The organism is Microbacterium foliorum, from assembly GCF_003367705.1.
In the GTDB taxonomy this organism is placed as follows: Bacteria; Actinomycetota; Actinomycetes; order Actinomycetales; family Microbacteriaceae; genus Microbacterium; species Microbacterium foliorum.
On sequence record NZ_CP031425.1, the window covers coordinates 2,968,933 to 2,994,861 of the forward strand.

Here is a 25,929-nt window from a genome sequence, read left to right on the forward strand (position 1 = left end):
CCACCGAAGGCTCACTACTCTCTCGCCGAGCTCTTCTCGGCATTGCTCTTCTCGGCATTGCTCTTCTCGGCATTGCGCACCGACCGGTACAACGCCTGTCGGGAACCGAACCCGGCTGCCCTCGCGACTGCAGCCGCACCCAGACCGGGATCCGCTCGTTGCAGATCCTTCGCCATATCGATGCGGATGGAGCGGAGAGCCGCGGAGAAGGTGGTGCGCTCGCGTCGAAGTGCCGATTGGATCGTCCGCACAGAGACTCCCAGTTCTCGCGCCACCATCGACACCGACAGGTGCGGTGACGCGTGTCGCCGACGGAGGATGCCGATCACCGCATCCGTCAGAGAGGTCTCGGGGACCGGATCCCCGACGACGGTCTTGACGAGCGAGCGCGCCACTTCGCACGCGGCGCCCCCCAACGGAGTCGCCCCTGTCTCGACCTTCTCCCCTTGGATCGCGCAGAGCGACTTCACGAAGTTCACCATCGGCCTGACGACTCCATCGTCGACAGTGTCTCGACCAGCATGAGCAAGGTCGACATCCATCTCCTCTGCGATCCTGGACCGGTCGAGGTTCACGAACACGAGCTCGAGCGGTCTGGCCGCTGTGAACTGCACCGGAGTCCGTCCAGGTGCGACCACGAACCAGGTCGCACGTCGCGCGACCACCGGGCCCTCCGACACCACCTCGAGTCCGGGGCTCTCCGTCGCGACCACGACCACCTGGTGTTGTGACAGTCCGTCTCGCGTCCAGACAAGTCTCCCCGCGGGCAGCTGCACATGGGCGAACATGTACGCCCCGATCCGCACGAGATCGGCCCGCACAGCGGCGTTCTCGTCGGCTACCTCCGTGAATCTGACGTTGGTCGGCGAACCGTACGATCTCGCAGGCTTCGCGTTAAGGATCGCTTGCCGCCCGACGGCCCGGAACTTCGCCAGCTTCACAGAGCGTTCGTCAGGCCGTTCGTGGCTCCGCGTACCGACCTGACTATCGTCGAGCAGAGGGTCCGACATCGCAACCTCCCAGAATTTTGACTCCTCGGGCAGGACCACTACTCACAAATCGGCAGCCACTCGCTGTCTCTGCGAGTGAAGCGCCGTGAAGCCCCGCGTCGATGTACCCGTTGTTCGGAGCATCGGGAGGACCGGATTGCACGTGACACGAGCGAGGTGCCGGTCGAGCCCATGCAGGGCGAGCCGACGGTTCGTCGGGCCGGTCGAGGCGGAATGGAAACACACCGGCGCGGTGTTCTCAACCCCCTGGCCCGCACCTGCGAGTCGCGAGAACCTGCCGTCATGAGCCATCCCGACGACATCAGACAGCCCCTCGACCACCTGCCCCCTCTCGACGAACGCGACAAGGCCGTCGAGATCGAGGAGCCGAGCTACCCGACCGACTCGACCCCGACGGGCACCACGCATGCGTCACCCGAGACGGCGGCCGAGCCCGACAAGCCCCATCGGCACGGCGTCGACAAGCTGCCGCCCTCCTCGCGCTGAACCCACGAGGAGGACGACCGGGCCTACGCGAGCCGCTTCACCGTCAGACCACGGAACGTGCTCGTCCCGTCGTGAGAGAAGAGACGGATGCGGTTGTCGCCCTCCAGCGGGAACACACGGTGCGAGTGCACGGCGCGCCCGTCTCCGATGAACACCTCGACGCTCGTGCGGTCCACGAGGATCCGCAGGCTCAGGTGCCCGGCCGAGGGATCGATCGGCGTCTGGGTCTCGCCGCCGGTCGGGTTGATGGTCGGACGCCGGTTGAGATAGGCGAATCCCCCCGCGAGGAATGCTCCCGTGGCGACGTGGCGCCCGCCGCCGGGTGCGCGGCAGATCTCCAGGCCGACGTTGGTCGGCGCCGACGCGGCATCCCAGACGATGTCGCAGGTGAGATCGTATGCCGACTCCCGCAGGTCGAGGTCTCGCGTCCCGGCGACCTCGACGTCGCCCAGGCTGTGCGTGCGCGTCACGTGGTCGGCCAACGCGGCGGTGGGGGCGGAGGCGAGGTGGTAGCCGTCGCTCCCCCGCTTCAGGCGGACGTCACGGACGATCATGTCGTCGCCGTTGTAGCCGTCGGTGGCGAGGGTGGGGGTGTTGTGCGGGTAGTCCCAGAAGTTCGCCCAGCCGATCACGCGCCGGAGGGTCGGATCCTCCGCACCCGCCGTGTCATGGTTCGGGTACGTGACCGCTCCGTAGAAGTCGAACCCGTAGTCGAGCCACTCGGGCTCATCACGGTCGGCGACGAACGATGCGCCGTCGAAGCGGCCCGTCCAGTAGGCGTAGGTGGCCGGCAGGCCCCGTGCCTTCGCGTTCCCGCTGGTGCCGAGGATCCAATGGGAGGTGCCGTCGTCGGCCGTCATCCGGAAGATGTCCGGACACTCCAGAAGGCCGAGGTCGGTGCGCACGAACTCCCCGACCCGCGTCCAGGAGCGCAGGTCGCCTGACGCGTAGAAGCCGATCGTCTGCCCCTCCGCATTGGCCATGAACCATCGGTCGCGGTCGGCATCCCAGATCACCTTGGGGTCGCGGAAGTCCGGGGTTCCGGGATTCGCGAGGACCGGAGCGGTGCCACCCGGCCGGAACGAGCGACCGCGGTCGGTCGAATACCAGAGGTACTGCGCCTGCCGCCCCTCGGGGGCCTGCGTGACGATCGCGATGACGGCACCGGCACCGTATCCCGCCGTGTTCTGGTCGTCGACGACCAGCGACCCCGACCAGCAGTCGCCGTTGGCGTCGCTGAACTTCGGGATCGCCTCGCCGCGGTCGCGGAACTCGACATGGTCACGGGTCGTCGCGCGGCGCCACGACGTGCCGACTCCGCCCTCGAGGTAGTCGGCGTTGTAGAGGTAGTAGTAGTGGTACTCGCCGTCGAGGTAGATCGGCCGCTGCGGGTCGTTCTTCCAGTTGTCGGGCACGCTGAAGTGGTACGTCGGTCGCATGCGCGATCGTCCTTTCGAGGAGGGGCCTCCCGCTGCGGCAGGAGTCGCGGGAGCGAGTGTCGAGGCGGCGGCGGATTCACCGGCCACCAGGGCGAGCGAGCCGCCGATCGCGGCGGCCCCCGCCCCTGCGAGGAGTGCGCGGCGGGAGAGCGCGTGAGGAGTGTCCATGATCACCTTCCGTTGAGGGCAGCATCGGCGCTGCCGTTAGGGGTGCGCGACGGCAGGCGCTCGCCCGCCGATCGCGTCGAACGACGGCAGCGCAGCCGCCGCGAGATCTGCCGCCCAGGGCAGATCGGCTCCGGCCCGCGACACCGTCATCGCTGCGGCGACGGCCGCGCGGATGCCGAGGACCTCGATCGTCGACCGGTCGAGAGGACGATCCGTGGTCAGCAGGTCGGCGATGAGAGAGCTCATATAGGTGTCGCCTGCACCGATCGTGTCGGTGACCGACACGGCGGACGCGGCGACGGAGACGGCGGCGTCCTGTGCGACGAGCAGAGCGCCTGCCGCACCGAGGGTGATCACGACCAGCCTCGGCCCCAGCGCACGCACACGCTCGCCGACCTCGGCCGGCGACAGCAGCGGATACAGCCACTCGGCATCCTCATCGCTCATCTTCACGACGTCGGCCCGGGAGGCCAGCTCCTCGAAGTCCGCGAACGTCTCGGCATGGCTGCCGAGCAGGGCGGGCCGGATGTTCGGGTCGAACGTGACGAGGCGCGCGTCGAGCCGATCCAGGTGCGCGAGCACGGTCGCGCGCCCCGGCGCGAGGAAGGCGCCGATCGATCCGGTGTGCACGAGCTGCGGGGCGACCGCCAGCGGTGCCGCGCCCGGGTTCCACCGCACGTCGAAGAGGTACGACGCCGAGCCGTCGCCGCGCATTGTGGCGGTCGCCGTGGAGGTGGGGAGATCCGAGAACGAACCGGCCAGCACGTGCACGCCCGATCGCTCGAGATGACGCACGATGCGGCTGCCTCGCGGGTCCCGTCCGAGGTCGGTCAGCAGTGCGACGTCCAGGCCGCGACGGCCGAGTCCGAGCGCGACGTTCGCGGGGCTGCCCCCCGGATGCTCCGTCGTCGACGTGCCGTCATCGACGATGTCCACGAGCGCCTCCCCGATGACGAGGGCGGCGAGCGGTTCCGCCGTCGCGCCGCTCATCCGAGATCCAGACCGGTGACCGTCAGGGACTCGATCGTCGCACCGGGGCGACTCGCGCCGATCCGCACGCCGGTCCGTTCGTCCGCGGTCATGATCTGGTCGCTGATCGTCACAGCGCCTCCGTCGGCGAACACCTCGACCGAGGTGCTGTCGACCCAGACATCGAGGTCGAGCATGCCGTCGCGCAGCTCCACGGGCGCCGACGAGGCGAGTCCGAAGTCTGCCGAGAACGACGTGTTCGACGCGCCGGATCGATCCAGGGTGAGCACGCCGTCGTCGTACCGCACCGCGATGGCGTCCTCCGCCTCCGCTCCGGCGCGGACGTGCAGCTCGACCGCCGCTCCGGCGGGACGCATCGTGAGCTCGATGCGCAGCGCGGATCCCTGCGCCTCGGCGGGCAGTTCGAACCCGCCGACCGGGATCGGGGTGTCCTCGCACGAGAAGGCGGGCGGACGGTCGACATCGACGGCGGGCAGCTGCAGCAGCACATCTCCGCGGAGCGCGAGACGGCGCGGGAGCGCCATGCTGCCGCGCCACGGGTACGTCGGCACCTCGCGCGCGTACGACCAGTTGCTGAGCCAGGCGAGCATCACGGGCTCCTCCATCCCGCTGAAGGTGACGCCGGCGTAGTAGTCGTGTCCGTGATCGAGCCAGTCCCAGCGCGACGCGGTGAACGTCGTGCCGTCGAAGTCGCCCACGATGTACTGCATGCCCGAGCCGCCGCTCGGATGCCCGGGGTTCACCGACAGCGCCAGCACCCATCTGTCCCCCACCGCGAAGAGGTCGGGGCACTCCCACATGCCCTCGGGTGCGCCGAACGGTCCGAAGACGCTGAGCGGGTGCCAGTCGAGCAGGTCGTCGGAGCGGAACAGATGCACCTGACGATCGAGCGCCTCCACCGCGACGAGGATCCACTCCTCTCCGTGGCGGAACACCTTCGGGTCGCGGAAGTCCGCGGTGCCGCGATCGAGGACGACGCCGTGCTTCGTCCACGTGTAGCCGCCGTCCAGGCTGTGGGCGAGCGCCTGCGCCTGACCGCGATCGGTCGCCGACGTGTAGAGCGCCACCAGAGGCGCGCGACCGTCGCCCCCCAGGCCCGACGAGTTCGTCGCATCGAACACGATGGAGCCGGAGAAGATCTGCTCGTCGTGGTCGAACCGCAACGCCACGGCGTGCTCCTGCCATGTCCGCAGATCGCGGCTCGTGGCGTGCCCCCAGCTCATGTTCCCCCAGTCCGCCGACTCGGGGTTGTGCTGGAAGTACAGGTGGTACAGGCCGTCGTGGTGGATGAGACCGTTCGGGTCGTTCATCCAGTTCTCCGCGGGGGCGAAGTGTGCCTGCGGGCGACTGGTCGCGTCGGTGAGGGGCGTCGTCATTGCGTGTCTACTCGGTTCGATGTCGTGGTGGTCGTCGTGTGGCGGGTCGTCGGGATCGGCATCGCGGCTGTCAGTCCAGGCCGTCCTGGCTGTACCAGTGCGTCGAGGAGACGAAGCGATGCGCCGGTCGGTCCTGGGCCGGCGACCGGCCCTCCGTGATCGTGTGGATCAGCGCGCGCACGCGGGCGCGCTCCTCCCGGTCGAAGGGCGTGCGTCGCAGCGGATCGGGGGCGGCCGAGACGAGCAGCCGGGTGTACGGATGCTGCGGCGCATCCATCACCTCTGCGCTCGCGCCGCCTTCGACCAGTGCTCCGCGGAGCATGACGATCGTCGTGTCCGCGACGAAACGCGCGGAAGCCAGATCGTGCGTGATGTACAGGATCGAGATCCCGCGCTCGTCGCGGAGGCGCTTCAGCAGCTGCAGCACCCCCATCCGCACCGACACGTCGAGCATCGAGGTGGGCTCGTCGGCCAGGATCACCTTCGGGTTCACCGCCAGCGCACGGGCGATCGCCACCCGCTGACGCTGCCCGCCGGAGAGCTCGTGCGGATGCCGGTCCAGCAGCGCGGGGTCGAGCTCGACGGAGTGCATCAGGGCGACGGCCTCCTGCCGGCGCTGTGCGGCGGAGAGGTCGGAGTAGATGGCGAGCGGACGCTCGAGGAAGTGCCGGATGCGCTTCGTCGGGTTCAGCGATCCGAACGGATCCTGGAACACCATCTGCACCGTGTTCCGGTATCTCCGAGACGCGCGCCGCGGCTCGTCGCGGAGCACATCGATGCCCTCGACGACCAGTCGCCCCGCGGACGGCTGCTCGAGCCGTGCGAGGATGCGGGCGATCGTGCTCTTGCCGCTGCCGGACTCGCCGACGAGCGCCATGATCTCCCCCGCGTGCAGGTCGAAGCTCGCCCCGTCGACGGCTCTCGTGCTGCGACGTGCGAACATCGACCCGCCCGTGAAGTCCTTGGTCACGTCGCGGAACGAGACCACGACCTCACCGGCCGCATCCGCATCCGCATTCGCATCCGGGGAGGCCCCGTCGACGACGGCGGCCGGCGCGGGCGCGGACGGGTCGCGGGTCACCGGCGGGAAGGCGTCGATGAGCTTTCGCGTGTACTCGTGCGTGGGCCGCGCATACACCTCGGCCGAGTCCCCCACCTCCAGCAGAACGCCGTGACGCATGATGCCGAGGCGCTGACTGATCTCGACCATCAGCGAGAGATCGTGCGTGATGAACAGGATCGCGAACCCGAGGCGGGCCTGCAGCTCCTTGATCTCGTTGATGATCTCCTGCTGCACGACGACGTCGAGCGCCGTGGTGGGCTCGTCCATGATGAGCAGGTCCGGTTCGAGGGCCAGGGCGATCGCGATCACCGCACGCTGACGCATGCCCCCGGAGAGCTGGTGCGGATACGACGTCATGCGGTCGGGATCGATGCCCACGAGCTCGAGCAGCTGCCGCGCCCGATCGCGCGCCTCGGCCCGCGACATGCTGCGGTGGGTGGTGAAGACGTCGATGATCTGATCCCCGACCGTCATCACCGGGTTCAGCGAGTTCATCGCGCTCTGGAAGACCATCGAGACACGATTCCAGCGGAACGCCCGCAGCTCCTCCCCGGTGAGGCTCTCGATCTCGACGTCGCCGCAGCGGATCGACCCCGACACGATGCGGCCGTTGCCGCCGAGCAGCTTGAGGATCGCGTTCGCGATCGTGCTCTTGCCGCTTCCGGATTCTCCGGCGAGGCCGAAGGTCTCCCCCCGGCGGATGGAGAAGGACACGTTCTCGACGGCGGTGACGGATCGGCCGTTCCCCTCGTAGGCGATCGTGAGATCGCGGACGTCGAGGATGACATCGGCCGCGTCGGGTGCCTGCGTGCTGCTCGCGGTCGCGCTCGGTGTGGTGGTCATCGCCGACGGTCCTTTCTCTTGGTGCGTCCGGCGAGTCGCGGATTGGTGATCTCGTCGACGGCGTAGTTGATGAGAGCGAGGGCGAACGCGACGAGGGCGATGGCGACACCCGACGGGATGAAGGTCCACCAGGTGCCGCGGATGAGCGAGCCCTCGATGCTGGCCCAATAGAGGTTGGTGCCCCAGCTGATCGCCGATACGTCGCCGAGCCCGAGGAACTCGAGCCCCGCCTGGGCGCCGATGCCGAAGATCACGCAGGCGAGGAAGGTGCTCATCACGATCGACGCCATGTTCGGCAGCATCTCGCGGAACATGATCGTCAGCGCCCGCTCGCCCGTCACGACCGCGGCGTCGGTGTAGTCCTTGCCGCGCAGAGAGAGGGCCTGCGACCGCACCACTCGCGCGGAGCCCGCCCAGCCGGTGGCGACGAGCACGATGACGATGGTCCCCGGTCCGGGCGGGAGGAACGCGGCGAGGATGATCAGCAGCGGCAGCCCGGGGATCAGCAGGAAGATGTTCGTCACGACCGACAGCACGTCGTCGACGACGCGGCCGAAGAAGGCCGACACCAGGCCGACCAGCAGTCCGATGAGAGTGGCCAGAGCGCCGACGGTGAACCCGATGCCGAGCGAGCTCTGGGATCCCCAGATCAGGAGTGCGAGGACGTCCTCCCCCTTCGCGGTCGTGCCGAGAAGGTGCGCGAGCGACGGCGCCTCGGACCCGGCGACCACCGAGGCGCGGGGGTTGCCGGGTGCCAGCAGCGGCGCGGCGATCGCGACGATCACGAAGATCGCCAGGATGACCAGGCCGATCATGGCGCGACGGTCCCGCAGCAGACGCGCGAGCAGATGGTCGCGGTACATCGGGCTCTTCACCGGCACGCCGGGGCGCGAGGTCGTCGCCGTCGAGAGCATGCTCGATCCGGAATTCTGTACGGACATGATTACCTCACTCGCACGCGCGGGTCGAGCCGCACGTAGAAGATGTCGATCAGGAAGTTGGCGACCAGCACCGCGCCGGTCAGGGTGAGGAAGATGCCCTGCATGAGCGGGTAGTCCAGAGCCTGCACGGCCCGGAGCAGCTGGTAGCCGATGCCGGGATAGGCGAAGACGACCTCGGTGAGCAGCGCGCCGCCGACCACGAAGCCGATCGACATCCCGAAGGAGGTCACCGAGGGCAGCATGGCGTTGCGGGCCGCGTAGCGGTACATGATGCGCCGCTCGGTCAGGCCCTTCGCGCGCGCCATCGTGATGTAGTCCTCGGCGGCGGTGCCGATCATCGTGTTGCGCATGCCCAGCATCCATCCGCCGACCGAGACCGCCACGATCGTGCCGGCGGGCAGGACGAGGTGCAGCAGCAGGTCGCCGATGAACTCCCCGCTGAAGGAGGGGACGGTGCCCAGCGTGAAGGCCTGACCGATCGGGAACCACTTCAGGGTCACGGCGAACAGGTACAGCGCGATCATCGCGATGAAGAAGTAGGGGAACGACCCGGTGAACACCAGCAGCGGCGGGAAGATGGTGTCCAGCGCACCGCCGCGCCGCCAGGCCGCCCAGATGCCCAGCAGGTTGCCGAGGACGAACGAGATCACCAGCGCCGTGCCGCCGAGCAGGATCGTGTACCCGAGCTGCGCGCCGATCACCTGCACGACGGGCGTCGGGAACTGCGAGATCGAGAGGCCGAGGTTGCCGGTGAAGACGTCGCCGATGTACTGGATGTACTGCTGCCACACCGGACGGTCGTCGAGACCGAACAGGTGTCGGAACTGCGCGACCTGATCGTCGGTCAGGTTCTGCATCTGACCGAGCATGCGGCCGACGGGGTCGCCAGGCATCAGGCGCGGGAGCAGGAAGTTGATCGTGAGGGATGCCCAGAACGCGATCAGGTAGTAGCCGAGTCTGCGGAGAACGAAAGCCATCAGATGCCTCTCAACGTGGTCGCCGCTGGTCGCGGGCGGGGAACGGATGGAGAAGGGTGCCGGTGGCGGCGCGGAGGCGCCGCCACCGGGAGCCCTCACTCGCGCGGGCGGATGTTCGCCAGCACCATCACGGTGCTCGAGACGCTGGCCGACAGCGTCGCGTAGGGGTCGTCCTCGCTCGGCCAGCCCACGAAGTTGGTGCTGTTGTAGGCACCCCACTCCGGGCCGGGGAACAGCGGGATGGTGGGCGCGGACTCCGAGTAGACGGCCTGCAGCTTGTCCATGACGGCCGCCTGCTCCTCGTCGCTGGTGGCCGCGGCGAACTGATCGAGCAGCTGGTCCGCCTCTTCACTGCAGAAGCGCTGGAAGTTCTGGGTCGCCTCCTCGCCCACGGGCTTCACCGTGCGGCACGACATCGCGCTGCGGTAGTACTCGAACGGCGTGACGCCCGCGCCGCTCCAGGCGATGTTGCCCTGGAACGTACCGCCGAACAGCGCCTGGTTGATCTGCGACCAGTCCTGCACCTTCAGCGGTGCGCTGATGCCGAGCTCGGTCATGTTGTCGGAGATCACCTGGGCGACCGCGATCCAGTCGGTCGAGGCGGACCCGACGCCGATGCTGAACTCCAGCGGTGCTCCGTCGGGAGTGACGCGCATGCCGTCGGCCCCGCGCTCGTAGCCCGACGAGTCGAGCAGCGCATTCGCGGCATCCACGTCGTAGGTGGTCCAGTCGCACTGCGAGACGAGTGCCTCGTCGCGCCACGTGTCGTACGCGTCGCTCAGGCCGGTGCAGTCGGAGGGGTGCGTGTAGCCGTTCATCCCCTTGGCGACGACGGCCTCGCGGTCGATGCCCATGCTGATCGCCTTGCGGAGGTTCACGTCGTCGTAGGGCCCCTGCGCGGTGTTGAGCGTCAGGGCGATGGTGGAGCCGACGGCCGGGAACCAGTAGCCGCGGTGCTCGGGATCGACATCCACGTAGGTCTTCTGGATGTCCTGGATGAAGCCGAGGCCGAAGTCGATGTCGCCGTTGATCGCGGCGATGTTCGCGGCGTCGTTTCCGCCGTAGGCGATGACTCGGATGCCGGTGTAGTCGGCCTTGTCCTTCTGCCAGTAGTGCGGGTTGCGGAGCAGGTCGAAGGACTGCGCCGAGAAGTTGGCGACCTCGGTGAACGGGCCCGAGGCGACGGGGTCGGAGTTCTGGAACTTCGCCGGGTCGTCGACGTCCTTCCAGATGTGCTCGGGAACGATCAGCTGAACACCCAGCTCATACAGGCCGGGCGTGTAGGGACGGTTGAACGCGAAGGCGACCGTCGTGTCATCGGGGGTCGCGACCGAGTCGACGTACTCGTAGGTCGACTCGCCGAGCACCTCGCGGGCGAGGTCGAAGGAGTACGCCACGTCCTCCGACGTCAGCTCCTCGCCGTCGGACCAGGTGAGGTCGTCGTTGAGCGTGAAGGTGAGCGTGAGTCCGTCGTCGCTCCACTCGTACCCGGAGGCGAGCCAGGGCACGATCTCGCCCTTGGGGAGGTTCGTCACCATCATCGACTCGTAGACGGCGTTCTTCGACATCGCGACCGCGGTCGGCGAGAAGGGGTTGAAGTTCTGCACGAACGACGCGTTGCCGATCGCGGCGACGCGGAGCATGTCGGACTTCGCACCGGACATCGCCGGCGCACAGCCCGACAGCGCCATGGCGGCCGCGCCGACCACGGCGGTAGCGCCAACTAACGCGCGCCAGAAACGGCGCGAACGAGAAGTGGTCATGATTTCCTTTCATCTTTGAACAGGACTGTTCGGGTGTCGAAACGGGCTCCCGCATCGTGCGGGAACCCTGCGGGTCAGGTCAGGATCGAGACCGAATTCCGGGCGATGGGAGGGCAGGCCACACTCACGTGGGACGGCGGCTCGCCGTCGGCCGCATTCATGAGCAGTTCGGCACCCCGCTCCCCCATCTCGCGGAAGGGCAGGGCGACGGAGGAGAGGCCGGGTCGCAGCGATCCGGCGATGATCTCCTGGTTGTCGAAGCCGACGATCGAGATGTCTTCGGGGATCCGCAGGCCGAGCTCCCTCGCAGCCTCGTACGCCCCCATCGCGATGCGGTCGTTGGCGCAGAACAGGCCGTCGACGTCGCCGTCGCGCAGCAGCTCGATCGCGACCCGGTAGCCGTCTTCGGCCTCGGGTCCGGACCGGACCATGAGCGTGGGGTCGAGGGGGATCCCCGCATCGGCCATGGCGCGGCGATAGCCGGCCTCGCGACCTTCGGCGGCCACGAGATCGCTCGGCAGATTGATGAACGCCACCCGCCGACGCCGCGCCTCGAGCAGCATCGAGGTGGCGGAGTAGCCGCCGTTCTCCTCGTCGGGAAGGACTGTCGAGTAGCGTCCGAGCGGGTCGAAGCAGTGCACGAGCACGACAGGAACCCCGTCGAGGGAGGCGGGCAGGTCGATGGGCCGGTTCCAGGTGGTGGCGACGATGATGCCGCCGACGCGGTGCTCGAGCATCATCTCGATCGACCGGGCGTCCGGACGCTCGATGTGCGCGGCACCCGCGATGATGAGCGACTTGCCGTGGCGCCAGAACCAGTCCTGCGCCCCGGCGATCAGATCGCCGCCGAAGGGCGTCGACACGATGTCGGTCACGAGCCCGAACAGGTCGGTCCGCTGTCCTGCGAGCGCCCTGGCTCCGGCATTCGGGCGATACCCGAGTTCGGCCGCCCGCTCCCGCACGCGGTCACGGGTCTCGGCCGAGACCTGGTTCTCGTCGTTGAACGCGAACGACACCGCCGAGCGGGAGAGACCGAGATCTCTGGCTACGTCACTCATGGTGACGGGTCGCTTCGTCATCGTTGACCGTTCTGTCGCGCGTTAGTACTTGTGAGACCCCAAGCTAACGCGCGACAGAACGGGTGTCAAGCATTCTCGGTGCAGACGGTCAGATCGACGCTCGAAGCACCGGCGGACACCGGACCGGTGTCGGGTTCGCCACGCCCGGTTCGTCGAGCCCGAGGAGCACTCGGACCCCGGCCGCCCCCATCTCGTAGTGCGGCAGCGCGACCGTGGAGAGCGCCGGACGCAGATGCGCCGCGATCACATCCTGATTGTCGAAGCCGATGACGGCCATGTCCTCGGGGATGCGCAGACCCTGCTCGCGCAGCCCGTCGTACACGCCCATGGCGACGCGGTCGTTGTGGCAGAAGACCGCCGTGGCCCCCGATGCGATGATCTGCGGCGTCGCACGGTACCCGCCCTCCTGCTCCGGGGATGCCGGGAGCACCAGGGCGTCGTCGAGGTCGATGCCGGCGGCGGTCAGAGCCGCCCGATATCCGGCCAGCCGACCGCTCCGCGCGGGCGATGGCGTCGTGGTGTTCACGAACGCGATCCGCCGGTGCCCGGCCGCGATGAGCTCATCGGTGGCCGTGCGCCCGCCCTGCACCTCGTCGGGCACGACGGCGGGCAGCCCGCTGTCGGGCGCGAAGCAGTCGACGAGCACCGAGTCCGTCTGAAGGAGGGCCGCGGGCACCGCGATCTCGCGGTGATACCAGCTGGAGTAGAGGATGCCGCGCACCTGATGCTCGAGCATCATCGCGATCGCATCGTTCTCGACGTCGACGTTGCCGTCGGTGTTGGCCACGAGCAGCACGAACCCGTGCTTCCACGCCTCGTCCTGCGCGCCGTGGATGATCTGCCCCGCGAAGGGAGTGGTGGCGATCTGGTCGGCCACGAGGCCGATGAATCGCGACGTGCCCTGCGAGAGGGTCTTCGCGAGTGCGTTGGGACGGTATCCGAGCGAGGCGACGGCATCCTGCACACGCCGACGCGCGTCCTCTCCGATCCGTGCGCCCGGCTTGTCATTGATGACGTGCGAGACCGTGGCGATCGAGACGCCCGCGACTTTGGCGACGTCTCGCATCGTGACGTTCGGCGGGTGCGCGCCGTTCCCTGCTGTGCTCATCCCTTGGTGGCTCCACTCTCGAGGCCCTGGATCATCGCCTTGTTGAGCACGAGGAAGACGAGCAGCAACGGCGTCACCGAGACGCAGACCGCCGCGAAGGTCGCCGTCCAGTCCGTATTGCCCATTGCTCCAATGTAGTTCTGCAGGCCCAGGGGGATCGTCTTCAACCCGTCGGAGAGCACGAAGGTGTTCGCGAAGATGAAGTCGTTCCAGATGAAGATGCTGTTCACGAGCACGACCGTGATGATCGTGTTGACCGACAGCGGTGAGGTGATGGTGAGGAAGATGCGGTACGGGCCCGCTCCGTCCAGCGAGGCCGCTTCGTACGTCTCTCGCGGGATGTACTCGTAGAACGACGAGAACAGGTACACCGCCATCGGAAGGGCGAAGGCGGCCAGCGGGATGATCATCGAGAGGTGGGTGTCCAGCAGCCCCACCTGCGAGTAGTCGATGAACAGGGGCACCAGCGCGATCTGCACGGGCACGATGATCCCGAGGAGGAACAGTGCGCGCACCATGCCGCTGAATCGGAAGCCGAGCACCTGCAGCGCGAAGGCGGCCATCATGCCGGCGACGACGATGAGCACGCTGGAGCCGAGCGTGACGATCAGGCTGTTCACGATGTTCACCCCGAGGTTGCCGGTGGCGAATGCACGCCCGTAGTTGTCGAGCGTGAACTCCGACGGCAGGGCGAACGGGTTGCCGCCGGCGAAGTCCGCCGCGGTGCGGAAGCTCGTCAGGAACAGCCAGGCGAGCGGATAGATCTGCACGAGGACGATCAGCACGATCGTGACCGTGAGCAGTGTGCGCTGAGCACGCAGTCGCGACGAGCCGCGCCGTCGGAACGGCGGCCGCGACGGCGACGAAGGCGCTTTCGCCAGGGGCGTGAGGGTGGCGGTGGAGGTCATGAGCGATCCTTCCGGCGCAGCACGAGCAGGATGAGGCCGACGGCGACGAGGCACTCGATGACGATGAACACCGAGATCGCACTGGCGTAGCCGTAGTCGGTGTGCACGAACGCGGTCTTGTACATGTAGGTGGTCAGCAGCTCGGAGGCCTGACCCGGGCCTCCTCCGGTGAGCAGGTAGGGGATGTCGAAGCCTCGGAGCGCGAACGTCGTGGCCATGATGGTCGTCGTGATCCACACGGGCCGGATGTAGGGGAACCGGATACGCCAGAACACCTGCCACCAGGAGGCGCCGTCCAGACGCGCCGCCTCCTCGAGCTCTCGCGGCACGGCCATGAGCGCCGCGTAGATGATCAGCATGTACAGGCCCGTGAAGCGCCATCCTTCGGGGATCGACACCGCGGCGAGCACCGTCTGCACGTCGGACAGCCACGCGGTCTGCAGGCCGTCGAGCCCGATCCACGCCAGCGCCTGGTTCAGCAGGCCGACCGGCTCCAACGAGTAGATCCGCTGGAACAGGATGGCGATGGCCACCGTGGAGATCACGGCCGGCAGGAGATAGATCGTCTTGACGAGCTCTCGCGCCTTGGGAAGGGCCGTGAGCAGCCCGGCGACGAAGAGGGCGCCGCCGAGCTGCAGCACCAGGCAGATCGCGAGGTATCCGATCGCGTTCCCGAACGCCGTCCAGAAGACATCGTCACGGGTGAGCATCTTCACGTAGTTGTCGACGCCGACGAACGCCATGTCGGTGATGCCGTCCCAGCGGAAGAAGCTCAGGACGAGGGACTGCACGATCGGCAGCAGCACGGCGATGCCGTACAGCAGCAGCGGCGGGACGAGGAACACGAGGACCGACAGTGCGGACCGTCGAGGGAGCATGGCTCCCGACATCGGCCGACGCCGTGCCGGCCTGGACGGGCCGGACGTGCCCGTCCGGGCCGGGGCCGTCGTCGCCGGGAGGGTCCTCGCCGGGAGGACGTCAGCCATCGCTGTTCTCCGCGAGCGCCTTGTCCATGGTCTCGATGAACTGGTCCGGTGTGATCTCCCCCTGCACGAGCAGGGTGAGCTCCTGCTGGAGTCGCGTGTTGGTGGCCGGATCCAGCTGGGTGTCCCACGGCATGGCGATCGCCTCGCCGACGCCGTCCGCCTGCTCCACGGCCCGGCCGTAGAGGGAGGTCGCAGTGTCGGGGACGGTCGTGGTCGCCGAGGATGTCGGCGACAGCGCGCCGGTCGCTGCGTAGAGCTCCGGATACCGCTCCAGCGCGAACCCGAGGAAGTCGCGCACCAGGGGGTCGTAGGTCTTGGCGTTCACCGCCATGCCGATGCCTGAGGGCGTGACGTACTCGTTGTCGGCCGTCGCCGCGTCGTCGATGGTCGGCAGCGTGAAGTAGTCCACGTCGTCACGGACCCCGGGATCGAGGGCGTCGGTGGCGAGGTTGCCGAGCTCCCACGTGCCGATGTTGTACACGGCGGCATCACCCGAGGTGAACTGCGCCTGGGCGTCGGCGTAGCCCGTCGCGGAGAAGCCCTCCGAGAAGCATCCCGCCTGTCCGAGCGAGTACAGCCATTCGGCCGCTGCGCGCCCGGCGGGATCGGAGAACGAGGCGTCGCCGTTCTTGAGGTCCTGCACGTACTCGGGACCCGCCATGCGGAAGGGGTAATAGGCCATGTACCGCTCGAGAGGCCACTGGTCCTGGCCGTCCAGCGCGATGGGCGTGACGCCCGCGGCGCGGAGATCCGTGCACATCTGCGGGAAGTCGTCGAGAGTGGCGGGCACGGTCGCTCCGGCATCGTCGAACAGCGCCTTGTTGTACCAGAAGAACTCGAGCTGGAACTCGAACGGCACCATGTAGAGCGAGCCGTCGTCGAACCGCTGGTAGTTCAGCGCCGCCGGGCGGTAGTCCTCGGTCAGGCCGAGGTCGTCGAGGAGGAGGTCCACATCGACCATCCGTCCCTGTTCGGCGAGCTTCTGGGCGAAGGGGGTCGCATCGGTGTCGAAGAGCTCGGGCAGCTTGTTCGCCGCGGCGAGCGTCTCGTACTTCTGGATGTACGAGGGACGATCGGGGGTCGTGATCAGGTTGAGCGCGAATCCGGGGTGGTCCTCGGCGTACTCGTCCGCGATCTTCTCCATCGTGGTGATGACACCGCCGTCCGCCGGACGCGAGAGCAGCCAAGAGATCTCGCGGGGCACGACCTCTCCCTCGGGATCGACGTCTGTCGGGTCGGCTGCGGGGGATGCTCCCCCGCACGCCGTGAGCATGAGCGCGGTCGTCGCGGCTGCGGCGGCGAGAAGCACGATCCTGCGTGCGGGTCGAATCATGGTGAATCTCCTTCGATGTCCATAGGTGTGTGGAGGGGGATGCTCAGGCGTTCGCTGCGAGCAGGTCGGTTCGTCTCGGATCGACGCGGGCGTGGTCGCGGGTGCGCATCGTGAACTCGCGCACGGTGACCTCTCCCTCGCCGACGAAGACGCCCACCCGGCCTGTCGGGTGGTCGTAGAGACGCGTGCTCAGCACGGTGGAATCGTCGACTGTCGCCACGCAGAGCTCGCCGTCGACGATCACCTCGAGCTCGTGCTCGCCGGGTGCGAGATCGACGGGACGCTCGAGCTCGATCACGAAGGGCACGTCTCCCGAGATCTGCCACTGCTCGGTGCCGGTGGAGCGGCGCGGCCAGCGGTCGAAGACGAGGCGGTCGCGCTGAGGTTCCAGCCTCAGGCTGTACCCGGATTCACCGTCATCGCCCACCCGGAGCACGATGCCGCACTCCCGGGTGTTCACTCCGATGTCGAATCGTGCGACGAGTCGGAAGGAGTCCTCGGCGACGTTCTCGGCGAGCATCTGCTCGTACCCGTCCGGGGCGCTCAGCGTCGTCGGCACCGGAAGCGCGGCGGCCGGTGCGACAAACGTGTCGCGCAGCTCGCGCGTCGGATGGAAGGCCAGCGTTCCATCGGCCCGCTGCGCCGCTTCGATGACCGACATGGTTCCCGCCCACTGCCAGGCTCCGTCGTCGGTGCCGCCTTCGCGGGTGGCGATCCACCCGAAGAAGAAGCGTCGATCTCCGAGGGCGGCGGACTTCGCGGCGTAGAACGCCCGGGAGTCGAGGGTGTCGTGCTCGGGGACGACCCAGGGCCCGTCGAGGCTGCGGGCCATCCGGTAGCGGGTCACGAAGGCGTCGCTGAATTCGGAGGAGACCAGGTACCACCAGTCCCCCCACTGAAAGACTTCGGGGCATTCGTGAGCGACACAGCGGCGCGGATCCCAGAAGGGCGCGGCGGGGTCCCAGTGCTCGAGGTCGCGGGAGATGCACTGCGCGACGACGCCCCGACGCCGCTCGGGCCCGGTGTCGTGGCGAGCGGTGATCAGCATCCGCCAGAGGCCCGCACTCTCGTCTCGGAAGACGAACGGATCACGCCAGTCGGCGGTCTCGTAGCCGACGGTCGCCCCGAACGTGTGCTCCGGATGCCGCTGCCACGAGGCCATGTCGTCATCGCTCGTCGCATGGAGGACCAGTTGCAGAGGGAGTCCGTCGGGTCCGCTCCGGTCGGGATTCTGTCCGGTGTAGAACGCATGGTGCCGGCCGTCGGCGTCGCGCACGATGCTGCCGGTGTAGATGTTGAAGTCGTCGGAGGCGGAGCCGCCGGAGGCGATCGCTTCGCCGTGATCCACGAAGTCGACGAGGTTCTCCGTCGAGATGCGGTGCCAGGGCATGCCCTCCTTCGGCACCTGCCGCGTCTCGTGCAGATAGAACAGGTGGAGCACGCCGTCCTCCTGCCAGGGAATGACATCTCCCACCCATCCGCCGTCCGGCCGGTAGAAACCTCGCTGACTCACTGCCCGTCCAATCGTCTTTGGTTAATCGGTTACGCAGACAGTAGCGCGCTCTCGGGTTATGGTCAAGCGGTTAATCAGATTCACCGCGATCGCGCACCAGGGCACGCTGCCGGACGCGACGGAGGACTTCGCCGTGGCCCGCGGAACCGGCGATGTACCGGGCGGCACTCTCGGACCCCAGCGCACGGGGGCGCACTGGTCCGCCCTGATCCGCGTCGACGACTCGCCGATGTTCGGACCCGAGGTCGTGATCGACGAGGCGACGATCGACGACATCATCATCCACCTGGCCGCCCAGCACGAGGAGGCAGCAGCATGACGTTCGCATTCACGAAGCTCGACCTGATGTCGTGGTTCCCTCGCCGGCAGACTCTGCTGCCCCTGGCGTTCATCGTCGTCGTCGGCATCGTCCTGCCCGTTCCGGGGATGGCGATCGCCGCATCCGCCTTCGTGACATCGCTGATGCTCTCGGGGCCGTTCCTCGGCGACGAGCGCGACCACCTCGACACGCTCTACGGCATCCTGCCGATCTCCCGACGCGTGGTCGTCGTCGGCCGCACCCTCTCGATCCTGATCTACGGCGTCGTCGCCATGTTCATCGCCACCGTGACGACGCTGAGCGTCGCAGCCGTGCGTGGAACCTCCGTCGCGCCCGAGTTCCTGGGCCTCGGCTACGCGGCGGCGTTCGCGATCATCGGGATCTCGATCGGTGTGCAGCTGCCGGTGCTGTTCCGCATCGGCTATTCACGCGGTCGACTGATGGTCTATGCACCGACCCTCCTCATCGCGGGCGCCGCCTGGCTCGCCCAGACGACCGGCGCCATCGACGGCGATGCCATCGGAGCGATACCGCCCGCCCTCGGGCTCGGCGCATGCGTCGCCGTCGGCGTGCTCGGCATCGTCATAGGCACGATCACCGCCGTGCGCCTCTATTCGACCCGCGAACTCCGCTGACGCGCTTCACCGCCGGCCATCGGGAGCGGTGCCGGGATGCGCCGGGATGTAACTATCCACGGTGTGCCGATGACAGCACGTGATCCACGGCATCGACGAAGAAGTCCGCTGCGGCTTCATCGAAGCTGAGCGGAGGTTTGATCTTCAGCACGTTCATGAGGTTTCCGGTGGGCTGCACGATGATCCCGCGTTCGAGCAGTCGTTCGCAGATCTCCGTCGTCTCGGTGGTGGCGGGTTCGAGCGTGACCCGGTCGCGCACGAACTCGACGCCGAGATACAGCCCCTCCCCGTGCACCGCGCCGATGATCTCGTGACGGTGCGCGAGTCCCTGCAGGCGATTCTTCAGGTGTGCGCCGACCCGTCGGGCGTTGCCGGCGAGGTCTTCGTCGGCGATGACATCCAGCACCGTCGAGCCGACGACGCTCGAGACCGGGCTGCCTCCGGTCGAGGAGAAGAAGTACCCCTCAGCCGCATAGCTCGCGGCGATGGCTCTCGTGGTGACCACGGCACCCAGCGGATGTCCGTCGCCGAAGGACTTGGCGATCGTGACCAGGTCAGGGATGACGCCCTGCTGCTGGAATCCCCAGAACCACGTGCCGAGCCTGCCGAGCCCGACCTGCACCTCGTCCGCGATCGTCAGTCCTCCTGCCGCCCGCACCTCGGAGTACACGGTCTTCAGATAGCCGTCAGGAAGCGTCACACCGCCCGCACCTCCGTACACCGGCTCGCAGATGAACGCCGCCGGTGGTCGGCCTGAGGAGACGAGCTCTCGAACCACGGCCGCGGCGTCATCTGCGTAGCGGCTCGCGTGCTCACCGCGGTGCCGGCCCCGGAAGGCGTTCGGCACGTCGAGGGTGTGCACCCACTCGGGCCGGGATTGCAGGGCACGGGGGTTGTCTGCGCTGGAGGTCGACACCGCATCGGCGAGGTACGTCCAGCCGTGGTACCCCTCGCGCACCGCCAGCAGATCATCGCGTCCGGTGTGCACGCGCGCGAGGCGCAGTGCGAGCTCGACCGCCTCCGAGCCGGAGTTGACGAAGAACACCGTGTCGAGGCTCTCGGGGAGCAGCGCGGTCAGCTTCTCGGCGAGCGTGACGATCGACTGATAGTGGAACCGGGAGTTGGAGTTGAAGGTCCGCCATTGATCGGCGATCGCGCGCGCCACTCTCGGGTGGCTGTGTCCGAGCACGGTGACGTTGTTGACCATGTCGAGGAAGACGCGTCCGTCGTCGGCGATGAGATGGTGCTTCCATCCGCGATCGATGCGCGGAGGGCGGGCGTAGTAATGCTCCTGCACGTCTGCCAGCACGGCCGCCCGTCGGTCCAGCAGGTCGCCATCCCCACTGCCGTCGACTGTCGCCTCCCCGTCTGCAGCGACGAGACCGAATACCGCTGCGGGGTTCCCGAGCTGAGAAATCCACCCCACGGCATGGTCCGGCAGTACCGCGTCGGGGATCTCGGCGTCGACGTCGGCTGCCGCGACGGAGAGTCGGTAGCGCACCCCCGGCCGCAGCGTCGCGAGATGCTCACCGACGCCCAGGGACGGAGCCGCGGGGAGACCCGACATGTCCGGATCCGCAGAGATCCGAAGGGTCGCGCTGTCACCGGCGAGGACGATCTGCGTGCCTGTGGCGGCCACGTTCCCCGACCACGGCGCCAGGATCCGCGTCTCGCCCGACACCCACAGGTCCGTACCCGTGCGCCAGGTGGCCGCAGGATCTGTGGCGAGCGGACGACTCCGAGTGGCGTCGATCGCGCCGAACGGCGTGACGACGATGTCCGCTCCCTGCGCGAAGAGCGCGTCGACGGCCTCGGAGACGGCGCGACGCGCGTCCGCGTCGGTCATCCAGGCGCCATCGTCGAGGAGGCGACTGCCCACGCGGAGGTCGAGCTCTGCAGCAGAGGGATCGCCGTCGAACAACCGCGCGGCCGTGACCTCCACCGGGGAGCCGGGTGGCCGGAGACCCAGGTGCTGGGCGATGATCTCCGTCATCACCGGCGACGGCACAGATGCGGCCCGGTCGAAGATGAGCTACTCGCGCGCGAGACCGTCCCGGGCGTACTCGTTGGAGTCGTCCGTGCCGACCTGCTGATGACCACTCGTCACCAGCACCGCCCCGCGCATGATGACGAGGGGCCACAGGGCCTCCACCTCGGGGATGCTCAGCGGACGGATCCGGTGGAACTCCCGGACGGCAGGCAGGACCGACGACGCGGACGCGCCGTCATGATGCAGGACCGACGAGATCGTCGTCGCGAGCTCCGCGACGCGCCAGGAGAGCATCAGGTCGCCGAAGTCGATCACACCGTCCAAGACCCTGTCGTCGCCCCGTGATGCGGACCGCATCAGGTTGTCGTCGGTCAGATCGCCGTGCACGACCTGCACAGGCAGCAGCGCAGCCACCCGCTCGACGCGGGCGGCCTCCGCACGCGCGACCCTCACGAGCCGCTCCCGCAGCACCGCGTCCGGGATGTGCTCCGCGAGGAACTCGACCACTCGCGATCCCTGGCGCAGGTCCCACTGCAGCACTCGTTCCGCCGGCGTGTGCGGAAGGCTCGACAGCGCGGCGCTCATCTCGCCGCACACTCGCCCCATCGCCGCGACGGAACGAGGCGAGAGAGGCGCGCTCCCGTGCAGCGTCCCCCCGTCGAGATAGCGGATGAGTCGTACGACGTGAGTGCCGCTCGGCGCCTCCAGCAGAGCGACGTCGCCGATCCGCGTCGGCGCGCGCAGCCCGGGGACCGCATCGACCGCCCACTGCGCGGCACGATCCTGATCGTCGACCGCCTCGACGTCGAACGCGCTGTTCGAGACCTTCATCACCGCGACCCGATCACCGCTCACTCCGCCGCGAGCGATGAGGAGGAAGTTCGCATCCTGCTGGCTGCCCAGATCGACGGCATCCACGACGAGGCCGAACGCCTCCTCCGCCCACCGCTCGGCCAGCGCTGCCGTGACGATCGGCGCCGGCAGCTCCCCCGCCTCGAAGAAGTCGAATCCGAGAGTGTTCTCGTTCATGGTCAATTCTCGCCGTTCTTTCGTCACGGGTCTCAACGCCCGCGTTCTTCGGTGATGGAGTTGCCCCCCGTCGACAGTGATCAACTGCCCGGTGATGTACGACGCCGCCTCGTCGGCGAGGAACCCGATCACGGATGCGACCTCATCCGCGGTGCCGGATCGCCCGACTGGAGTCGCTGCACCCATGGCCCGTTCGCGATCTGTCGCCGACGCCGTATCGATCCATCCCGGCGCGACCGCATTCACGGTGATTCCCGCAGGCGCCACTTCGACCGCCGCCGCGCGGGTCAGCCCCACGACTCCCGCCTTCGCCGCGTGGTACGCCACGTCTCCGACGAATGCAGCGACAGGTCCGGAGACCGACGAGACGTTCACGATCCGGCCATAGCCCCGATCCCGCATCCCGCCGACGACCGCGCGGATCACCGAGAACGTGGTGGTGAGGTTCCGTTCCAGCGAGGCGTGCCATCGGTCAGCGGAGAGCTCATCGATCGCACCGGGCTCGTCGGGGTCCGACACCGAGGTCATTCCGGCGTTGTTGACGAGCACATCCACGCAGCCGTAGGTCTCCTGTGCGCATGCGATGACGGCGTCCACCCCGCTCTGCCTGGTGAGATCGGCCACGATCCCCACGGCCTCCACCCCGGCCGCTCGCAGCTCGTCGACGCGGCCGAAGATGCGCTCCGTCGTGGAGGTGAGGACCAGACGCATCCGCTCGGCGCCGAGTCGTCGAGCGACGGCGAAACCGATGCCATGCTCGCTGCCGACCCCCGTGATGAGGGCGACGGGCAGGTGGGGCGACGTCATGATCGCCGCTCGCCGGCGTCGACGACGACGCCACCGTCGACGATCGTCAACAGCACCGCGGCCTCGCCCAGGCTCTCGGGATCGACCGTCCGAGGATCACGGTCGAGCACGGTGATGTCGGCGACGGCGCCCGCCCGCAGAACACCGCCGGTGCGACCGATGGTGCGATAGGGCTCCACCGTCAACCCGCGTAGCGCCGTCATCGCATCGAGCGCCTGATCCGGGCCGATAGGCGGCGCGGCGGGGTCGTCGTGCGGGCGCCGCAGCTGCGCGTCCGCGAGGATGCCGACGGCGTCGCTCGGAGCGACGGGCCAGTCCGACCCGAGCGCGAGCGGAATCCCGGCGCTGACGAGATCACGGGTACGGAATCCGCGGCCCGCGCGGGCATGGCCCAGACGTCGCGACCAGTTGTCGCTCTCATCCGCTTTGGTGAAGAGCGTGCAGTGGGTCGGCTGCATGCTCGCGGTCGCCTTCGACGACATGAAGACGGCCAGTGCGGCATCCGTCATCGTCTCGATGTGCTCGATACGGTGCGTCGCCGCGGGCTCCGTCAGACCGTCGATCGCGCGCACCACGAAGTCGATCCCGGCGTCACCGATCGCGTGCGTCGTCGTGGGGATGCCACGCCGGTCGAGCTCGGTGAGTGCGTTGCGGTATTGGTCGGGGTCGAGCCACAGCGAGGTGGTGGACTCTCCGAGACAATCCGGCTCATGCAGCCAGGCCGTGCCGTTGTCGATGGTGCCGTCGATCATGAGCTTGACGCCCTCGACCACCCAGTGCCGACCGTGAGCGCCCTGCAGTGCGGCCAGCCGGACCACCTCTTCGATCGGGGTCCCCGGCACGTACCAGGGCGACATGCGCAACCGGATCGGCAGTTCGCGCGTCTCCTCGATCGCTTTCAGGAGGTCGATCGCGTCGGGCGCGAGGTCCTGCACCTGTCCGGAGGTGAATCCGCCCCTGGCCATGTTCAGGAGCACATCGTAGAGGGCGTCGACGCGGTGCTCGAAGCTCAGCGGGGGAAGCACCTTCTCCACGAGGTCGATGGCCTGAAGCTCCAGGAGGTAGCCCGTGGGGCGGCCCTGTCCGTCGGTCACGACGCGGGAGCCGTCGGTGAACTCTTCGCGACCGGTGACGCCGCCGAGCGCGAGTGCCGCATCGGACGCCAGCGCGGCATGGGCGTCGAAGAAGCGGATGCGGGCGGGCCGCTCGCCCGCCACGGAATTCAGGACCGCGTGGGAGACGGGCTCTTCACCGAACACGTTCGGGTCGAGCCCCCAGCCGAGCAGCCAGTCGTCGGCTGCCAGTCCGGCGACCTCGGCCCGGAGCGCCGACTCGACCTGGACGAGTGTGCGGCACCGACTGAGGTCGACTCCGCGGGTGAGTTCGATGCCGAACACCGGATGGATATGGCTGTCGACGAACCCCGGGAGGATCACCGCATCGGGAAGATCGATGACGCGAGTCGTCTCGTCGATCCAGGCCTGCAGCGCGGCCCTGCGTCCGACCGCCACCACCTCGCCGGAGACGATGGCCACGCCCTCGGCCCCGTCGGAGGTCGTCGGGTCGGACTCCATCGTGACCACCGTGCCCGCGAAGACCACCAGGTCTGCGATGCCTTCGCGCGTCATCGCCCTTCTCCGTTCTCGATGCGGGCCGTCTCAGGATCGGCACCGCCGATGCGTGCGAACACCTCGGGCCGGCGCGCCCGGAGGATGAGTGCGTATCCGGCGCCGAGCAGCAGCACCACGGGGACGACGGCGAGGATGATCGCGTTGATCGCGGGGCCGGCCGCCGTCAGGTAGTCGATCGTGATCACCAGGACGACGAGAAGCACGGCCATCGCGACCAGCGAGACGATGGCAGCCGGCAGGACGTACCACCGGCGCGCCAGATGCCTGTTGCGCATGATGAAGATCAGCACGGCGATCGAGGCCAGGAGCTGCAGCGTGATGATGCCGTAGACACCGGGGGAATTCACGAGGATCACGAGCTGAGTGAGCGGGTCGAGGCCGGCGGTGCCGAACGCGATGACGACGATGATGGCGACCACGCTCTGAATCACCCCGGCGACCCAGGGCGCACCCCTGCGGTTGGTCCTGGTGAACGCCGAGGGAAGGATCCCGTCCCGCGACAGCGCGAAGCTGTAGCGGTTGATCGCGTTGTGGAAGGCGAGCTGGCCGGCGAAGATGCTCGTCACGATCAGCACGAACATCACTGACACTCCCCAATCCCCCACGTACGCGCCCATGGCGGTGAAGAAGAAGGCCGCGGGGTCCTGAGCGATCACGCCCTGCACCTCGCTGTCACCGAATGCCTGGATCACCAGCCACAGGGTGGCCGTGTAGAAGATCGCCAGGAATGCCACGGCGATGTAGGTCGCCCGCGGGATCGAACGATCGGGGTCGCGGGTCTCACTGCGGTAGAGGACGGTCGACTCGAACCCCATGAACGCGGCGAATCCGAATCCGAGGATGGCGAACATGCTCGGCGTGAAGATGTTCTCGGGCGCGAACGTCCCGAACTCGAGCTGCCCGGCGCGCTGGGTGAGGATCGACGCGGCGAGCACCACGAGCAGGATGGTCTCGAGGACCAGGAGCACTCCCAGCACCTTCGCCCCCACATCTACTCCGGCGACGGCCAGCGCGAAGACGAGCACCGCGCCGACGACCGCGAGGATCCACCACGGCACGTCGATGCCGAAGACGGTGGCGAACATGCCCTGCGCCATGACCCCGAACAGACCCCAGAGACCGATCTGGAGAAGGTTGTAGGAGATCCAGGCCAGGAAGCCCGCCGCGAGTCCGACCACCCGGCCGAGGCCGACCGCGATGTAGGTGTAGAAGCCTCCCATCGCGGTGAGGTTGCGCGCCATGAAGAGGAATCCGACGGCGAACACGGCGAGGACGATGCCCGCGACGGCGTAGACGATCGGGGCCGAGACGCCGCCGATCAGGACAGCCAGGGGTCCGATCCCCGCGAGAACGCTCAACGGGGCCGCAGCCGATATGACGAGGAAGACGACCCCCCACGCACTGAGGGCTGCTTTCTTCAGCTGGCCGGTGTGCTCCTCGTTTCGAAGAGACGTCTGCTGGGTCATGGCGTGCTTTCCTTCCGTCGGGTGGCCGACCTGCTCAACACGCCTGCGGGTCGTTGGACGACAGTGTGG

General features: G+C 68.1%; 21 protein-coding genes. 3 read left to right on the top strand and 18 right to left on the bottom strand.

Annotation, left to right across the window (positions count from 1 at the left end; translation table 11 throughout):
- Positions 1–14: 14 nt before the first annotated feature.
- A complete protein-coding gene (locus DXT68_RS14090) occupies positions 15–1,049 on the bottom strand; it encodes a helix-turn-helix domain-containing protein (protein WP_162829128.1) in 1,035 nt (344 codons plus the stop codon).
- 243 nt (positions 1,050–1,292) lie between these two features.
- Between DXT68_RS14090 and DXT68_RS14095 the strand changes: the two genes are divergently transcribed.
- Positions 1,293–1,496: a hypothetical protein gene (locus DXT68_RS14095; RefSeq protein ID WP_045254151.1), complete on the top strand. Its 204-nt coding sequence runs from the start codon at positions 1,293–1,295 to the stop codon at positions 1,494–1,496.
- 23 nt (positions 1,497–1,519) lie between these two features.
- Here DXT68_RS14095 and DXT68_RS14100 read toward each other — a convergent pair whose 3' ends face one another.
- The 13 genes from DXT68_RS14100 to DXT68_RS14160 all read right to left on the bottom strand — a co-directional run bounded on the left by DXT68_RS14100 (position 1,520) and on the right by DXT68_RS14160 (position 17,983).
- Positions 1,520–3,103: a glycoside hydrolase family 32 protein gene (locus tag DXT68_RS14100; RefSeq protein ID WP_244268184.1), complete on the bottom strand. Its 1,584-nt coding sequence runs from the start codon at positions 3,101–3,103 to the stop codon at positions 1,520–1,522.
- A 36-nt stretch (positions 3,104–3,139) separates the two neighbouring features.
- On the bottom strand, positions 3,140–4,093 hold the full coding sequence (locus tag DXT68_RS14105; RefSeq protein WP_045254152.1) for a carbohydrate kinase family protein: 954 nt from the start codon (positions 4,091–4,093) through the stop codon (positions 3,140–3,142).
- A complete protein-coding gene (locus DXT68_RS14110; RefSeq protein WP_045254153.1) occupies positions 4,090–5,469 on the bottom strand; it encodes a glycoside hydrolase family 32 protein in 1,380 nt (459 codons plus the stop codon). The genes DXT68_RS14105 and DXT68_RS14110 overlap by 4 nt, the downstream gene beginning before the upstream one ends.
- A gap of 70 nt (positions 5,470–5,539) precedes the next feature.
- Positions 5,540–7,375 (bottom strand): dipeptide ABC transporter ATP-binding protein, encoded by a 1,836-nt coding sequence (locus DXT68_RS14115; RefSeq protein ID WP_052677717.1) that lies wholly within the window; start codon positions 7,373–7,375, stop codon positions 5,540–5,542.
- Positions 7,372–8,316 (bottom strand): ABC transporter permease, encoded by a 945-nt coding sequence (locus tag DXT68_RS14120; protein ID WP_052677718.1) that lies wholly within the window; start codon positions 8,314–8,316, stop codon positions 7,372–7,374. The genes DXT68_RS14115 and DXT68_RS14120 overlap by 4 nt, the downstream gene beginning before the upstream one ends.
- 2 nt (positions 8,317–8,318) lie before the next feature.
- Positions 8,319–9,293 (bottom strand): ABC transporter permease, encoded by a 975-nt coding sequence (locus tag DXT68_RS14125; RefSeq protein WP_045254154.1) that lies wholly within the window; start codon positions 9,291–9,293, stop codon positions 8,319–8,321.
- Positions 9,294–9,388: 95 nt separating this feature from the next.
- Positions 9,389–11,056, bottom strand: a complete 1,668-nt coding sequence (locus tag DXT68_RS14130) for an ABC transporter substrate-binding protein (RefSeq protein ID WP_082068927.1) — start codon at positions 11,054–11,056, stop codon at positions 9,389–9,391.
- A 74-nt stretch (positions 11,057–11,130) separates the two neighbouring features.
- The gene (locus DXT68_RS14135; protein ID WP_045254156.1) at positions 11,131–12,135 is read right to left on the bottom strand and encodes a LacI family DNA-binding transcriptional regulator; all 1,005 of its coding nucleotides are present in this window, start codon (positions 12,133–12,135) and stop codon (positions 11,131–11,133) included.
- An 88-nt stretch (positions 12,136–12,223) separates the two neighbouring features.
- Positions 12,224–13,243, bottom strand: coding sequence for a LacI family DNA-binding transcriptional regulator (locus DXT68_RS14140; RefSeq protein WP_045254157.1), 1,020 nt, complete (start codon positions 13,241–13,243; stop codon positions 12,224–12,226).
- Positions 13,240–14,151 (bottom strand): carbohydrate ABC transporter permease, encoded by a 912-nt coding sequence (locus tag DXT68_RS14145; protein WP_045254158.1) that lies wholly within the window; start codon positions 14,149–14,151, stop codon positions 13,240–13,242. The genes DXT68_RS14140 and DXT68_RS14145 overlap by 4 nt, the downstream gene beginning before the upstream one ends.
- On the bottom strand, positions 14,148–15,029 hold the full coding sequence (locus tag DXT68_RS14150; RefSeq protein WP_045254159.1) for a carbohydrate ABC transporter permease: 882 nt from the start codon (positions 15,027–15,029) through the stop codon (positions 14,148–14,150). The genes DXT68_RS14145 and DXT68_RS14150 overlap by 4 nt, the downstream gene beginning before the upstream one ends.
- Before the next feature lie 100 nt (positions 15,030–15,129).
- Entirely contained in the window at positions 15,130–16,470 is a 1,341-nt protein-coding gene (locus tag DXT68_RS14155; protein ID WP_045254160.1) for an ABC transporter substrate-binding protein, read from the bottom strand.
- Positions 16,471–16,513: 43 nt separating this feature from the next.
- Positions 16,514–17,983: a glycoside hydrolase family protein gene (locus DXT68_RS14160; protein WP_045254161.1), complete on the bottom strand. Its 1,470-nt coding sequence runs from the start codon at positions 17,981–17,983 to the stop codon at positions 16,514–16,516.
- Positions 17,984–18,041: 58 nt separating this feature from the next.
- Here DXT68_RS14160 and DXT68_RS14165 point away from each other — a divergent pair, with 58 nt between their 5' ends.
- Positions 18,042–18,302: a hypothetical protein gene (locus DXT68_RS14165; RefSeq protein WP_045254162.1), complete on the top strand. Its 261-nt coding sequence runs from the start codon at positions 18,042–18,044 to the stop codon at positions 18,300–18,302.
- Positions 18,299–18,937, top strand: a complete 639-nt coding sequence (locus DXT68_RS14170) for an ABC-2 transporter permease (RefSeq protein WP_045254163.1) — start codon at positions 18,299–18,301, stop codon at positions 18,935–18,937. Before DXT68_RS14165 ends, DXT68_RS14170 begins: the two co-directional genes overlap by 4 nt.
- A 52-nt stretch (positions 18,938–18,989) precedes the next feature.
- On the opposite strand, the gene DXT68_RS14175 is transcribed toward DXT68_RS14170, so the two are convergent.
- Genes DXT68_RS14175 through DXT68_RS14190 form a run of 4 tightly spaced genes read right to left on the bottom strand, consistent with a single transcriptional unit; the run spans position 18,990 to position 25,860 of the window.
- Entirely contained in the window at positions 18,990–20,930 is a 1,941-nt protein-coding gene (locus tag DXT68_RS14175) for an aminotransferase class III-fold pyridoxal phosphate-dependent enzyme (protein WP_216822638.1), read from the bottom strand.
- A 39-nt stretch (positions 20,931–20,969) separates the two neighbouring features.
- Positions 20,970–22,763, bottom strand: coding sequence for an SDR family oxidoreductase (locus DXT68_RS17150; protein ID WP_216822639.1), 1,794 nt, complete (start codon positions 22,761–22,763; stop codon positions 20,970–20,972).
- Complete coding sequence (locus tag DXT68_RS14185) at positions 22,760–24,391, bottom strand: amidohydrolase (protein ID WP_045254164.1); 1,632 nt, start codon at positions 24,389–24,391, stop codon at positions 22,760–22,762. The genes DXT68_RS17150 and DXT68_RS14185 overlap by 4 nt, the downstream gene beginning before the upstream one ends.
- The gene (locus DXT68_RS14190) at positions 24,388–25,860 is read right to left on the bottom strand and encodes an APC family permease (protein WP_045254165.1); all 1,473 of its coding nucleotides are present in this window, start codon (positions 25,858–25,860) and stop codon (positions 24,388–24,390) included. Before DXT68_RS14190 ends, DXT68_RS14185 begins: the two co-directional genes overlap by 4 nt.
- Positions 25,861–25,929 lie beyond the last annotated feature (69 nt).